Raw genomic sequence first — 14,459 nt, 5'->3', positions numbered from 1 at the left:
ATTCTTTTCATGCGTTATTGTGCAATCATCCTGTTCACCACCCGTTTCAGGGTAAGTCCCTGTACGATGATGGAGAATAATACCACGAAGTAACTACCGGAGAGGATAATTTCCTTGTAGGGGGACTCCGGCAGCGACATAGCCAGTGCCACGGAAATGCCCCCACGAAGACCGGCCCATACCAGGATGGTAATGCCTTTATAGGTTGTTTTCAGTGAACGTTTCAGCAGTAAGGAAGGAATATAAATACTCATGGCCCTGGCTACCAGTACAAATACGATTGCAAAGAGGCCGGTGAGCCAGTAGTTTTTGAGGAACGGCATCACCACAATTTGCAGGCCTATCATTACGAAGAGGATGGTGTTTAATAGTTCGTCTATCAGGTGCCATACGTTATGGAAGTACTTCTGCATGTCTTCAGATTGTTTGGTACCCAATGAGGTGTTACCCAGGATGAGGCCTGCGGAAACGGCAGCCAGCGGGATAGACACATGCAGCATGGCGCCCAGTACTGAAATGACCATCACCATGGATAAGGACACCATTACGATGATCTGGAAATCGTCTACCCGTTTCATGGTGCGGTAGGCTACCAGGCCGGAAATAACGCCCAGCAGGATACCGCCGAATACTTCCTGAGAGAATAGGGACATAGTGTGCGCAAAGGATACGTGCGCCTGTTCCTGCACTGCCAGTTCTTTCAGGATCACGAACAGGAGGATGCCAGTGCCGTCGTTGAGCAGGGATTCGCCGCCGATGATGGTTTCCAGGGAAGACGGTACTTTAGATTTTTTCAGTACCGACATCACTGCCACCGGATCAGTAGGGGAGATGAGTGCACCAAACAGCAGGCAATACAGCAGGGGGAGTTCGATGTGCAGCAGTTCGGTAGCCCAGTATAACAGGTAGCCGAAAATAAACGTGGAGCCGATGACGCCGATGGTACTCAGTATCAATACGGGGTACCGTTGTTCCCTAAGTTTCTGGAAATCGAATTGCAGGGCGCTCGCAAAGAGGAGGAAGCCTAACATAATATCCAGCAGGGTTTGGGTGAAATCGATGCTGCTGGTAAGATCTTTAATGAACGTATAGGCGTCAGGAAAAATTTTACCGGTAAACAGGATCAATAAAGATAGCAGCAGTGAAACCACGATCACACCAATGGTTCCGGGTAGTTTGATGAACCGGTTATTGATGTAGGAAATCAGCGCACTGATAGTGATTAAAGCCGTAATAATTGTAAAAGTGTTCATAGCTTTCCAGATAATGCCAGTTAAAGAATATAGATTGAAAATAGTAATGTCTGCCTGAAAAAATTTCCATCAAGAACAAAAAAAGGGCGTAAAGCCCCGGCAGGTTATAGGTTTAGGTTATCCCACACAGACTATATAATCGGGCTAAAGATAAAAAAAATACCGGATAACCCAAGACACAACCTGGTGTATATCATCATGATGCACAGGTTTGCTGATGTTTTTTTCAGGGAGAAACCTTAGTTTTGGGGATGGTTAATCATGAAGAATAACCGCTGTATTTGGTATTTTATAAAACATTCGAGCATGCCCGTGATAGAAGTATTGATCACTGTTAAAAGTTACCCCACTGTATCTTCACATTATGATGAACAAATTAGTATAGCCGGTTTTACCAAAGATGGCAGCTTTATCAGGATATATCCCATTCCGTTTTCAAAAAAAAATTACGATGAACAATATCAGCTCTACAGTTGGATGAAATTTGACCTGGTGCGCCATACCAGGGATTTCAGGCTGGAAAGTTTCCGGCCTGTGGCAGACACACCGGTAATGGTAACCGGTCACCTGGGAACGGATGACCATTGGGCCGAGCGGAAAGCCGTAGTGTTAAAGACAGTATACAAGGACATGTCTACATTGATTGTAGAAGCAAAGCATGAAGCTTTTTATACCTCGCTGGCTGTATTTAAACCGTTGCGGATACTTGATTTTATAGTAGAAGAAACAGACCGGGAATGGGACAGCAAACGGATAGCGCAGCTGGAGGAAGAGAAAAACAGTGGCCGGTTTGTGGAGCAGGCGGAAGATCCGTTTAGCGTGATGAAGAAATTGCCTTACAAATTTTCCTATCGTTTTATTGACAGCAAGAATGAGGAGTTCACTTTACCCGTAGAGGATTGGCAGCTGGCATCGCTGTACTGGAAAAGTGTAAAAAAGAACAGCACGCCTCAGCAGGAGCTGAAAGCTGTTCATGAGATCAGAAAAAAATACCTGTTTGAATACGCCAAACACAGCGATCTGCATTTTTTCCTGGGTACCACGCAGCAGGTGCATGCCAGCAGCAAACAACCTTTTACGATCGCGGGTTTATTCCCGCCAACGGTGCCGCCGGCGGTGATACAAGGCAGCTTGTTTTAAAAGTTAATACCCATATTCTTTTTCCAGGGCCTGCAGCAGGTGGTCGACGATGTCTGGCGTATCCTCAGCCTGTATATTGCGGAACTGGTGGTCCGGTGTAACGGGGCTGGCTGTATGAATATTTCCGACACCTGTCATGCCTATATCAATAATAGCATCTGATGACACTACCGCATAGCCGAGGGCCGGGATATGATGGTGCTGCCGGATGCTATCTGTGAAAGCGGAGAAGGACTGAGCCTGGGATAAAATGGATAATAACAACAGGAGGAACGCTGGCAGCGATGCACGCATGAAAACAAAATTTGTGCAAAGGAAACAAAAAGAAGAAGTACTTCCGTCTGTCGCCTGAAATTTTCAGGCGACAGCGGATAGTTTGGTAGGACATGGTCATTGGGCGTGCCGGATATATACCGGATCGCAATGGAAATAGTTCGTGAATGCGATGAGGAAGGCTTTTTCATCCGGAAGGCCTATTTTCCGGGCTATTTCAGCCATGGTAATATCTTTATACACCAGGTGATGATAGGCTTTCAGCATTTTCTGCTGGAAAGCAAAATCTTCCAGGGAAATGTAGAACATGTTTTCAAAGGCGGCTGCGAGCACTACGGCCGGCAGGTTAAATACAAAAGCGGTGTGCCGCAGGGGGCATTCCAGGTGCACGTTGTTTTGCAGGTAGTCGAACACCTTTAACAGGGCAGTATCGTCTACCGGGCGACGGATATTCTCCGGGGTGGCATCCTGACAGAGGTAATTGGCAAAAATAGATACACAGCAGCGGCGTAACAGGCATTCGGCCTGGTCTTCTATGAGGCGGCAGCTTTTAATCACATCCAGCAGGAGCTGGATAGCGACGTTGGTGGTACAATCGCGCTGATTGAGGGGTTCGGCCTGGTCCGTGACTTTTTTGGTCAGCAGGCCTTTCAGTTCCGGGAATTCACGTACCAGGGCCCCCATACACCCCGGAATGATGTTGATGTGAAAGCTGCTGATTTGTCCGCCGGGGATTACCGGAACGGTATGCATTTGTTCCGGGAGGTTGAACAGGCATATCTGCCTTCCGACCATGTCAAAGTTGCCTCTGCCGTAAATATTGGCTACCACGGCGTCTGCCTGGTTAAAATGAAGGGCGAGGATATGACGGGGGGAATACGGGATAAGCAGGATATTTTTCTTAGCCAGCACTTCGTGGTGCCAGATAGAAAAATCTCTCACTTTAATATTCTGGCAGAACATGTCACACTCATTGTCCTGCTTGAAGTATTGGCGCGCAAAGCGGATCACGGTGTCATTAAAATCTTCCGGAATCAGTTCCAATGGAGTAAAATACTGGTCGTCTCGTTCTATCAGTAGTATTTTCCGTTCTGGTGTGGGCTTGAGGGTATTTTGTTCGTCCATAAAAAAATACGATTAAACACATGTAACTACATAATCCTTCCTTATTGGAATAGGTCAGTTTGAAAGTCATGGTTATTTATGCCGGAGATAAACTGCCATTATTTAAAACAGGGTATCGCCGTGAAAAGTACTATATCAAAATCGGGTTTTTTTCAAACAAAACAGCGGCTTCTCTATCCACCTTTTAAATATGTTGATAAAATAGCATCTTTCTTTCATCCGGAGAAATCTTTTTTCCGGTAATCATTGGGCTTACAGCAACAGGGCAATACTGATGTAAATATCGGAGAAAATTGGCGTAAGTCCATCTCCCTGCTGCCAGGGAGATGGAATTTTCTAGTGGGATAGAACGGCGCTGCCTTTTTCGGCGGCGACGGTGTTTTTGATTTGGCCACGACCGGCAAACAGTACCAGGGTGGCGATGAGGGCGCTGCCGCACATTGTAAGGGCCAGTGGCACGGAGCTGTGGCTATCGTACAGGCTGACGATGGTAGCGGCCATGGCGCCGATACCCATTTGCAGGGCGCCCATCAGGGCGGAGGCTGTGCCGGCGTTTTTGGTAAAAGGAGCCAGGCAAAGGGCGGCCGTATTGGGATTGATAAAGCCCATACAGCAGAGGTAAAGAAACAGCAGCACCAGCAGGCTGGTAAGGCTAAGCCAGTTATTCCAGGCACTAAAAGCCAGTATGATAGATATGATACCCTGTAAAGTCAGCGCTACCGGTACGATCTGTTTGCTTTCGTATCGTTTGAGCAACAGGCTATTGACCTGGCTGCAGCCGATGAAGCCTATGGAGAGTCCGGCGAAGATCCAGCCATATGTTTTACCATCCAGGTGGTATACGTCCATGAAGATCTGGGGAGAGCCGGAAACGTAGGCAAACAGGCCGGAGAAAGCGATGGCGCCGGTGAAGGCGTAGGTATAAAATTGTGGTGTAGTGGCCACCGTCCAGAAGCTCTGAATGATGGGCCCCGGTTTGAGGGACAATGTGGTGTCTGGTTTATAGCTTTCCGGCAGCCACCAGATAACGGCCAGCAGGATCAGCAGGCCCATGGCGCCTAATACGATAAACACTGCATGCCAGTGGAAAGCGGCGGTTACATAACCGCCGATGGTGGGTGCCAGCATGGGGGAGGCGCCCACGACCAGCATCAGCAGGGCAAATACTTTCGCATTTTCCTTTACCGGAAAGAGGTCCCGCACCATAGCCACTGAGGCCACGGTGGCGGCACAGCTACCCAGCGCCTGAATAAAACGAAGTATCACCAGGCTGTTGAGCGTAGATGCATATACGCAGCCCAGCGAGGCTGCGATGTAAACCAGCAGGCCCAGGATGAGCGGCGTTTTACGGCCAAAGCGGTCCAGCAGCGGACCATACAGCAACTGACCTGCGGAGATACCAATAAAAAAGCTGGAGAGAGAAAGGGCCACGCGGGGCTGCTCTACACCGAAACTTTTAGCAATGGCCGGAAACCCCGGCAGGTACATGTCTATGGAAAATGGCGCCAGCGCCGTCAGGGTTCCCAGAATTAATATCAGGAAAAAATAGCCGGATCGGGTATGTTCTTGTGTCACAGTCTGTCGGTTTTAGATCAAGCTGTAAAAATAGAATAACCTTTTTGTTCCCGTGTTCTGTTAGCACAATAATAATATTGATGCCCTTATAGAAGAAAATGATAAGTACCGGCATTATAAAAAGAAAACCGGCTCGCAGTGAAGAGCCGGTTTCTTTTTTTCATCCTTTCACACACACTATACATGAACAGTTCTAAGCATGGTTCCGTTTTCGTTAAAGCGGCTATGCCAGCTAAGCGCCTCCTGCAGCAGGTGAGGGGTGTGGCCTCCGTGGTTGCAGGCATTGGTAAAATAGTTGTTCAGTTCGTCCTGGTAGCTGGCATGCGCGCATTTGGATATGATCAGTCTGGCCCGCTCCCGGGGGGCTAGTCCCCGTAAGTCGGCCAGACCGTTCTCTGTTACTATAATATCTACATCATGTTCTGTATTGTCTATATGAGAAGCCATTGGCACAATGTGCGAAATACTGCCGGCTTTGGAAGATGACGGTGTTACAAATATGCTCAGGTAAGCATTGCGTGCAAAGTCGTTGGAACCGCCAATCCCATTCATCATGGCCGTACCGCCAATGTGGGTGGAGTTGACATTTCCATAGATATCGCATTCGATGGCTGTATTGATGCTGATAACACCCAGCCGGCGTATTACCTCCGCCGCATTACTGATATCCTGTGGCCGCAATACGATATGCCGTTTGTATTTGTCAAAGTTGCTGAAAACCCTGTTATAGCATGCTTGCGATACGGTGATCGATGAAGCCGAAGCTACTTCCAGTTTGCCGGCATCGATGAGGTGGAAGGCGCTATCCTGTATTACTTCAGAGTACATGGAAAGGTGGTGGAAATTACCATCCATAAAACCTTCCATGACAGCGTTGGCTACTTTGCCAATGCCCGATTGTAGCGGGCGAAGGGAATGTGATAGTCTGCCTTTGCTGATTTCATGTGCAAAGAAATCCAGCAGATGACCGGCGATAGCGGTAGTTTTTTCGTCTCTTTCATTGATAGAGGCCGGGCTATCGGTGGTGGTCGTCAGCACGATCGCCACAATTTTTCCTGGATCTACCGGAATAGCCGTGCGGCCTACCCGTGCGCCTGCTTCCATGATAGGGATGACCTGTTTATGTGGCCATATCCCGGCAGAAAAGATGTCGTGTACTCCGTATACAGACAGGGGGACCGACAGGTTGACTTCCACAATGATTTTATCCGCTGCCGCTGCAAAAGCAGCGGAGTTGCCTACCGAAGTGGTGGGTACGATGCTGCCGTCTTCTTCAATGAGCAGTGCTTCTATCACAGCGATGTCTACGCGGGGAATGATTTTTTCTTCCACGAGCATGGCGCTTTCGCCGAGGTGCTGATCGATGAAAAGCACATCGCCGCTGTTGATTTTTTTGCGCAATGCCGGATCCACCTGGAAGGGCATGCGTTTGCGTAGTATGCCTGCTTCAGCGAGGGCCCCGTCTGTATCGTGACCGAGGGAGGCCCCTGTGAGCAGCGTTATTCTGAGAGGATTAGCAGGAGCTGCTGATGCCAGTGCTTTTAATACCGCTTTACTGTCGCCCGCTTTGGTAAAACCGCTGGAGGCAACCACCATCTGATCTTTAAACAAGGTGGCGGCTTGTTCGGCGCTGATGATCTTTTGTTGTAAGTCTCTTCTCTTGATTCGTTCTTCGTACATGGTGCAGGTATAAAACAAAGGCAAGTGTTACTCGCGAATTGCGGGTACAATATTAGGATGGTTTCCGTTGGCTGATTTGTGCATCTGGGACAAATTTTTATTAGTTCCGGCCAGATAAATGCATGGTTTTTATTGTTATATTTATGGTGTATACGCTGTCACCCTTCATTTCCTTTCATTTAAAACTACCTGCAACATGAAAAAGGTACTCCTTCCGATGTTATGTGTTTGTTTTTTTACTGCCACTTCCGTGCAGGCTCAAAGTATATTGGACCAGGCAAAAAATGCAGCTGGTACCACACAAAATCCATTGATTAATACCAGTGGCATCGCCGGTAGCATTCTTCAGAAATTAACGCCCGCATTGGGGCTTTCGGCAGTACAGCAGCCAAAGGTGTCTAACCTGTTGACTAATTTTCTGAAACAGAAGGCCGGTATTATGCCATTGCAACAAACTAATCCCGCATCTTATGCGTCTAAGTTTGCCGGTTTGCAGGGAGGTCTTTTCTCCAAACTGAAATTGTTGCTAACCGCCGCGCAGTACACAAAATTTCTGGGATTAAAACCTAAAACGAACGATGCGACGAATGTGTTGTCGCAGTTGTTTTTCTAAACTGAACTATGTTGGACATGATTGTTGCTGATTTCGCTGATTTGGGGAGATGTGAGCGAAGACCTTAACGAAGATATTTGCAAAGGTGTGAGCGAAGATGTTATAGAAATGTTTGTGAAGATTTTAGCAAGATAATTAGCCTGTGGAAAGGGCTTGCCATTTATGTGGCAAGCTCTTTTACATGTTGATCCTCTTCGCTGATATCTTCGATCACATCTCTGCTTACATCTTCGATTACATCTCTGTTTACATCTGCTCAAATCAGTGAAATCAGCAACAATCATGTACGTCAAAGTTCTTATCTTCGCGGCCCTATGCCAAAGAAGAAGCCCAACAGAAAGAGTAAGCAAAACAATAGTTTAGCCGTAGCCGTTATATTGATACTGATCACTTTTGCAGTGACAACCTGTTCCCGGAAAATAGCCGGGAGAAAGGAAAAAGAACCTCCCCGTAAGACTGCCGCCAAATCGCATCGAAAAAAGCAGCGCAACAAATATTTGTTGCAGGAAAATTTTGAAAAAGGCAGTAAGACCAATTATAATGCTGAGACAGTGAGTTTATCCAGCGGTAACTGGATATTTAAAGATGCGGTAACCGGTGGACTGGATGAAGACCATAAAGCAGGCAAGCAGGCGTTGCGTATCCGTGATAATGGTATGGCCACGATGGATTTTGATATTGCTGTGAGTGGAACGGTGACGGTTACACTGCAATATGCTTTGTATGGAAAAGACAAGCAAGGTACCTGGGAATTATGGGCATCTGTGAATCAGGGGCAGCGCTTTACGAAAGTGGGGGATGCGGTAAGCGTAAGCAGTAATCGTTTACAGCCTATCACTTTTACAGCTTCCACGCAAAAAACGATTCGTTTCAGGATAAAGAAAACAGATAAGGATAGCCGTCTTAATTTCGATGGGTTCCGGGTGAGTACCGGTGGTAAAGAGGCGCCGGTGGTGAAACCGGAAAAGGGAGCAGGGGCCGTGCCGGGGGATGACAATAATCTGTTGCTGGGTAATCCAAGCAATGCGACTACAGCATTGGTAGTGCCCAACAATTACCTGATGGACAAAGGTTTTTATATCTTGTCGTATAACCGGGATAACGGCACGCCGAACTGGGTAAGCTGGCATATTACTGCCGATGACTTGGGTAGTATGGCCAGGGGGAATGATTTCCGTCCGGATGCAGATGTGCCGGAAGATTGGTTTCAGGTAACGCAGTTCAGTTACAATGGCAGCGGATTTGACCGGGGGCATAACTGTCCGTCGGGAGACCGTACCGCTTCCCGGGAAGCCAATGAGGCTACATTTCTGATGACGAATATGATTCCGCAGGCGCCTAATCATAACCAGCATTTATGGTCCAATCTGGAGAGTTACACCCGGTCCCTGGTAAAAGCCGGTAATGAGGTATATGTTATTATGGGGAGTTATGGAACGGGCGGCACCGGTAGTAAGGGGATGTCTAAAAAAATAGGAGGCAACCGGGTGAATGTGCCGGCCCGTATCTGGAAAGTGATTGTGGTGTTACCTGAGGGGAATAATGATTTAAAGCGGATATCCCGGCAAACCCGGATTATTGCGGTGAATACGCCCAATGATAACCAGGTCAACACGAAATGGTCGGCCTATCTGACCTCTATAGCAGACATTGAAAAGGCAACCGGTTACCGGTTGTTGTCCAATGTGCCGGCCGCGGTGCGGGAGGAACTTGTTCGCAAGATAGACACGGGAGAATAGTGAGGTTAGCATGAAAGTTGCGGAGATGATCTTCTTTTACCAGGAAACCGGTAGGTAGATGCAGGGTAAAAAATTATTATGTCATTGTAATAATTAATTATAAATTGCATAAAAATGCCATATTTTTAGCAGCGTAAATTTTAACTGGTCACAGAAATAAATGTATAAAATACGCTCATTATCATTGTGATCATTATAGTTAACTTTGCCATTATTCTGAAATTTAACCTTTGTTCAAATGTATGTGTAACATATGAAGACCTTAATTCGTTAGCTTACAATAGAGAATGACTGATTGTTAAACAAACGGTGTGACACTGACAAAGAGAAGACCTACAATTTTCGCTGATAGCAGCAATCCGTGCTACCTTTACCGCCAGGTAAGCGGGACTGCAGCTGTAATAAACGGCAGGAGGCAGGCGTTAAACCAAACAAGTAACAGTTGCACCGACACGCGGCTCAAAAAAGAAATTAAAAAATAATATAAGATTCAGATTATATGGGTGATAGCATGTCCGTGGCCTTATTGGTAACTACCTACAATTGGCCTGAAGCGTTAAAACTAGTGCTGGGAAGTGTGCTGCGGCAAACCATTTTGCCGAACGAGGTAATCATTGCAGATGATGGATCGGGGGACGCTACCAGATATGTTATTGAAGCATTCAAACGGAGTACTGACATTCCGGTTAAACATTTCTGGCATCCGGATGAAGGTTTCAGGAAAACCATCATCATCAACCAAGCCATCACCGGAACCAAGTCTGATTATATTATTCAGATTGACGGTGATATTGTGCTTCATGAAAATTTCATCAGGGACCATATCAGTGAGGCGGAGGAAGGGTTCTATATCCGTGGCAGCCGTGTATTATTACCGGAAGAGCGTACCCGTTACTTCCTGCGGTCTGGTGAATTTGAAACAGTAACAGCATTTGACCGGGGGGTCAAGAACCGGTTCAACGCATTGCGTATTCCTTTGCTGGCGCCATTACTGATCAAGAAAAGCAAGCGTTCCCGCAATCTTATTGGTGCTAACTGCGCTTTCTGGAAAAAAGATTTCCTGCGGGTAAACGGATATAATAATGAACTAAAAGGGTGGGGCCATGAAGATATTGAACTGGCCGCCCGTTTTATCAATTCTGGTTTGAGTCAGAAGAAGGTAAAGATGAAAGCGGTTTGTTATCATTTGTACCATCCGCTGAATGACCGGGTTCATGAGAATGTTAACTACCGCGTTTATCTGGACACGTTAAAGAGAGGGATTACCTACTGTACAAACGGCTATAATCACTAAAATCAGCAGTAACACTGTTTTTACAATCTTCCACCGATTGGTGCGGTAAGAGCTGGGGTGTTTCTTTACGAAGCCCATGTCTGTTCTTTCCGTGAACCCATCATACCGACCGGTAAACAAGTATCATACAGATAGCCGGCTTCCCGGCAATTTTTTACCCACATGAGTTGAACGGCTAGGGCCAGTGACCACGCTTTGCCTACCGGGATGGGCTTTAAACCAGTTGGTCAGGTGTTCTGCCAGCGGCACTGTTATCACGATGCATAACCATAGCAGGAGCGTATCGGTGAGCCAGGCCACCGGTAATAGTAAATACCAGTGGCGTACAAAGAGGTCCACATCTTTCCCCTCCTGCATTTCAGATTCGTATCAAACAGCGCCGGTCCGGCTCAACAGTGTGCCGTTATCAGGCATATAGTGTTGGGTTTGATCATGACTGTAAATATACATACGGTTATATTAGTATGTATATTTTTTATAATTTATTTATTGTTCTGATACTTCCTCTTTAGTGAAGGTCTGCATGTCGATCAGTTTTCTGTAGAGGCCGTTACCAGCCAATAGTTCGAAATGTGATCCTTGTTCCACGATTTCTCCGTTTTCCAGTACAACGATGAGATCGGCGTTCTGGATGGTACTGAGGCGGTGGGCAATGACGAGGGAAGTACGATGCTTCATGAGATTATTGAGCGCATCCTGCACCATTTTTTCGGATTCCGTATCGAGTGCCGAGGTGGCTTCATCCAGCAGCATCAGCGGCGGGTTATTGAGTACGGCGCGTGCAATACAGAGGCGTTGTCTTTGTCCACCGGAGAGCCGGGAGCCTTTATCCCCGATATTGGTTTGGTAACCATCTGTCGTCCCCATGATAAATTCATGTGCGTTGGCGATGCGGGCGGCAGCTTCCACTGCTTCGGGCGGCGTATCCGGTCTGCCGAAAGCGATGTTATTGTAGATACTGTCGTTGAACAGGATAGACTCCTGGTTAACCATGCCCATCTGGTCGCGCAGGGACTCCATGGTTACCTTTTGCAGGTTCACGCCATCGATCAGGATTTCACCGGATTGTGGCTGTATGAAGCGGGGGATGAGGTCCATCATGGTGGATTTACCGCCGCCGGAAGGGCCTACCAGTGCTACTGTCTTGCCTTTCGGGATAACCAGGTTAATATTTTTGAGAATGGCTTTCTCGCCATAGGCGAAAGATACATTCCTGAATTCAATTTCTTTTTCGAAGCCTTTGATGGTTACCGCATCGGGGGCATCCACAATAGCTGGTTTTTCATCGATCAGTTCCAGTACGCGTTCACCTGCGGCCACACCTGAGTGGATGTTGGAGAAAGAAGTAGAGATTGCTTTAGCAGGGCGCATTACCTGGGAGAAAAGCGCGATGTAGGCAATAAAGGCGGCAGCGCTGAGGTCGCCCTGATTGGAGAGTACCAGTGTACCGCCATACAATACGATACCGGCCACCATCATCACCCCCAGTGTTTCTGATACCGGAGGGGCCAGTTGTTGTCTTCTGGCCATAGCGCGGACAATTTTTGAATAGCGGACATTTTCATCGTTGAAACGGTCGGTGGTATACTTCACCGCATTGAAAGCCTTAATGATACGGATACCGTGCAGGGCTTCATCCAGGTAGCTGATCATTATGCCGTAGGTACGATGCGATTCTACCGCATGTTCTTTCAGCTTTTTAACTATTTTGGAGATAATGAAGCCCGCTACGGGGATGACCAGCATAGAAGCCAGTGTCAGTTTATAGGAGATGATGAACAGCATCACCAGGTAAAACAGGAGGGTAACCGGTTCCTTAAAGATCACCTGCAGGGTGCCGGTTACGGTATATTGTACCGTTTGCACATCGCTCGCTATTTTAGAGATGATGTCGCCTTTGCGTTCATTACTGAAATAACCCAGGTGGAGGTTCATCACGTTGTTAAAAACAGATCTTCTCAGGTTGAGCAGGGTGTGGATACGCAGACTTTCCATGGTTTTGTCCGCGAAGTAGCGGAACAGGTTACCCAGCAGTACGGATGCTACGATACAGCCACATACGAAGCGGAGCGTTTGTACAGCGCCGTATTTATTAAAAACGACCGCGGTGTAGTAATTAAAAACCGCGAAAATGTCTACCCAGCTTTTCGGTTCAGGTGGCACCTTGGTTACATTACTGAAGATGGTAGCCAACAGGGGGGCCAGCAGCGCCAGGTTCAGCGTGCTGAAAATAATGGACAATAGCGTGCAGAGGAGATAGGGAATGGCGAATTTGTTAATCGGTCTGGCAAAAGCTAAAAGTCGGAAGTATGTCTTCATATCACTTTGAAAATAACTATCTATAAAAAAGCCGCATCAAGGCAAAGCTGATGCGGCTTCTCTCACAACAGGCGAAATTAAGCCATTTGCCCGGAATTGTCAAGAAAATGCTTAGATCCGGGTGGTGATAAAAGTGCTGGTATCCACTTTATTTTGATGCAATAACTGGTTCAATGTGATGATGGCCTCTCTGAAGGCGGGTTCATTCATTCCCTGCTTTACTTTCCCGGTCATGTAAAAATAAAAAGAGGGCCGTAGCCTGATTTGGCTAAGCATGATGTTGATGCCGGGGATGCTGCGTTCCATGGCATGGTGCAGGTTACTGGTATCCTGCAGGGGGATACGCCAGATTCTATCAAATACCGGGTAGTTTTCGGCGGCGGTAGTATCGCCCGGGGGCGTGCCCAGGGGGCGGATATGTTGTGCAGGATCGTAGGTACGGAAAAAAAGCTGCCGGCTGGCAGTATCTGACCGCATCCGGCGGATACTGGAGTCGCCACTGATGATATAGATATCGAGTTGTACGGAATCCGGGTTTTGAAGGATAGCTGCGATATCCTTATTGGCTTCCGTGTATTGGAACAGGTCTATGTTCAGCGGGTTATCCGTGTGGATATACGGGAATAATTTTATCGTAGCTGCGTGGTCGTTAGTATACAGGAAAGCACCGCCTTCCTGTTGTATTTTTTGTGCGACCAGAGCATCCACTTTTTGTTTGCCGGCATGAAAACGCTCTTCTGAAGCGGCTTTCATGCGTTTGAAATTAGGTTCACGCCATAGCGGAGCACAAGCCCGTATGGCTATTACCAATAAAAACACGGATGAGATACCGATAATAAGGCCCGTTTGATGCCGGCGTGATTGGTTGATCTGCTCCAGCTGAGCAGCGGGAGAAGGGCTGTCATTACCGGTCCTGACCTGTTTTTTTTCCTGTTTGCCGAGTGCAGCTTCCAGCTGCCGCAGGAAATCTTCAAACGCTAACACATCTTCCGGTGTATTTTGAACAAACGCACGCGGGTTACGGGTCATATACCAGGCAACTGAACCTTTGCGCAGGTGTAGTTTAATGGCGGCGCTATCGGCTATCCAGGGTGTGGTAATTTTCCGGATATCGGTGAAATAAATGACGCCGTGCAGGGCTGATTCGATACGGTCGTGATAGAGTGTCAGCGTCTCTTTTTGCCACATCCATTTAACCATCAGCAGGATCGATGTTAATCCGGCGACAACGGTAACGCCGATAACAATAGTGATATGCAGGTTAAGCAGGAGACCGGGGATGATGAGGGCCATCATAACGAAGACACATGCTACAACGCCCCAGGCGGCTCTTTTCCGGTTTCCAATATTGAAGTGCCAGGTGCTGGGTTGGTAATTCATCCGTTGAAGATACGGATTTTTAGCGGAGAGCAGTCACGCAAAACAAGGTGCTTTGCGTGACTGGTAGG

The 14,459-nt window shown here is 47.4% G+C and carries 12 protein-coding genes; 4 read left to right on the top strand and 8 right to left on the bottom strand.

Features of this window, described 5'->3' with window-relative positions; genetic code table 11:
- Nucleotides 1-14 precede the first annotated feature (14 nt).
- Nucleotides 15-1,253, bottom strand: coding sequence for a cation:proton antiporter (locus ICL07_RS04135; protein ID WP_188086672.1), 1,239 nt, complete (start codon nt 1,251-1,253; stop codon nt 15-17).
- A gap of 306 nt (nt 1,254-1,559) precedes the next feature.
- Here ICL07_RS04135 and ICL07_RS04130 point away from each other — a divergent pair, with 306 nt between their 5' ends.
- The gene (locus tag ICL07_RS04130) at nt 1,560-2,393 is read left to right on the top strand and encodes a hypothetical protein (RefSeq protein WP_188086671.1); all 834 of its coding nucleotides are present in this window, start codon (nt 1,560-1,562) and stop codon (nt 2,391-2,393) included.
- A 3-nt stretch (nt 2,394-2,396) separates the two neighbouring features.
- On the opposite strand, the gene ICL07_RS04125 is transcribed toward ICL07_RS04130, so the two are convergent.
- The 4 genes from ICL07_RS04125 to scpC form a co-directional block, all read right to left on the bottom strand.
- Nucleotides 2,397-2,687: a hypothetical protein gene (locus ICL07_RS04125; protein WP_188086670.1), complete on the bottom strand. Its 291-nt coding sequence runs from the start codon at nt 2,685-2,687 to the stop codon at nt 2,397-2,399.
- A gap of 96 nt (nt 2,688-2,783) precedes the next feature.
- A complete protein-coding gene (locus ICL07_RS04120) occupies nt 2,784-3,791 on the bottom strand; it encodes a helix-turn-helix transcriptional regulator (protein WP_188086669.1) in 1,008 nt (335 codons plus the stop codon).
- Between the two features lie 336 nt (nt 3,792-4,127).
- A complete protein-coding gene (locus tag ICL07_RS04115; protein ID WP_188086668.1) occupies nt 4,128-5,366 on the bottom strand; it encodes a Bcr/CflA family efflux MFS transporter in 1,239 nt (412 codons plus the stop codon).
- Nucleotides 5,367-5,543: 177 nt separating this feature from the next.
- A complete protein-coding gene (gene scpC / locus ICL07_RS04110) occupies nt 5,544-7,046 on the bottom strand; it encodes a succinyl-CoA:acetate CoA-transferase ScpC (RefSeq protein ID WP_188086667.1) in 1,503 nt (500 codons plus the stop codon).
- A 196-nt stretch (nt 7,047-7,242) separates the two neighbouring features.
- On the opposite strand from scpC, the gene ICL07_RS04105 reads away from it, so the two are divergent.
- The 3 genes from ICL07_RS04105 to ICL07_RS04095 all read left to right on the top strand — a co-directional run bounded on the left by ICL07_RS04105 (nt 7,243) and on the right by ICL07_RS04095 (nt 10,692).
- Entirely contained in the window at nt 7,243-7,659 is a 417-nt protein-coding gene (locus tag ICL07_RS04105) for a hypothetical protein (RefSeq protein ID WP_188086666.1), read from the top strand.
- A 314-nt stretch (nt 7,660-7,973) separates the two neighbouring features.
- A complete protein-coding gene (locus ICL07_RS04100) occupies nt 7,974-9,398 on the top strand; it encodes a DNA/RNA non-specific endonuclease (RefSeq protein ID WP_188086665.1) in 1,425 nt (474 codons plus the stop codon).
- Nucleotides 9,399-9,897: 499 nt separating this feature from the next.
- Nucleotides 9,898-10,692 (top strand): glycosyltransferase family 2 protein, encoded by a 795-nt coding sequence (locus ICL07_RS04095; protein ID WP_223151741.1) that lies wholly within the window; start codon nt 9,898-9,900, stop codon nt 10,690-10,692.
- 123 nt (nt 10,693-10,815) lie between these two features.
- On the opposite strand, the gene ICL07_RS04090 is transcribed toward ICL07_RS04095, so the two are convergent.
- From ICL07_RS04090 to ICL07_RS04080, 3 genes are all read right to left on the bottom strand, one after another.
- Nucleotides 10,816-11,049 (bottom strand): hypothetical protein, encoded by a 234-nt coding sequence (locus ICL07_RS04090; RefSeq protein ID WP_188086664.1) that lies wholly within the window; start codon nt 11,047-11,049, stop codon nt 10,816-10,818.
- A gap of 129 nt (nt 11,050-11,178) precedes the next feature.
- Nucleotides 11,179-13,011, bottom strand: a complete 1,833-nt coding sequence (locus tag ICL07_RS04085) for an ABC transporter ATP-binding protein (protein ID WP_188086663.1) — start codon at nt 13,009-13,011, stop codon at nt 11,179-11,181.
- A 111-nt stretch (nt 13,012-13,122) separates the two neighbouring features.
- A complete protein-coding gene (locus ICL07_RS04080) occupies nt 13,123-14,391 on the bottom strand; it encodes a hypothetical protein (RefSeq protein ID WP_188086662.1) in 1,269 nt (422 codons plus the stop codon).
- Nucleotides 14,392-14,459 lie beyond the last annotated feature (68 nt).

This window comes from Chitinophaga qingshengii, from assembly GCF_014529935.1.
In the GTDB taxonomy this organism is placed as follows: Bacteria; Bacteroidota; Bacteroidia; order Chitinophagales; family Chitinophagaceae; genus Chitinophaga; species Chitinophaga qingshengii.
The sequence above is the reverse complement of the archived record's forward strand: the minus strand, read 5'-3'. Positions and strand labels throughout refer to the sequence as shown.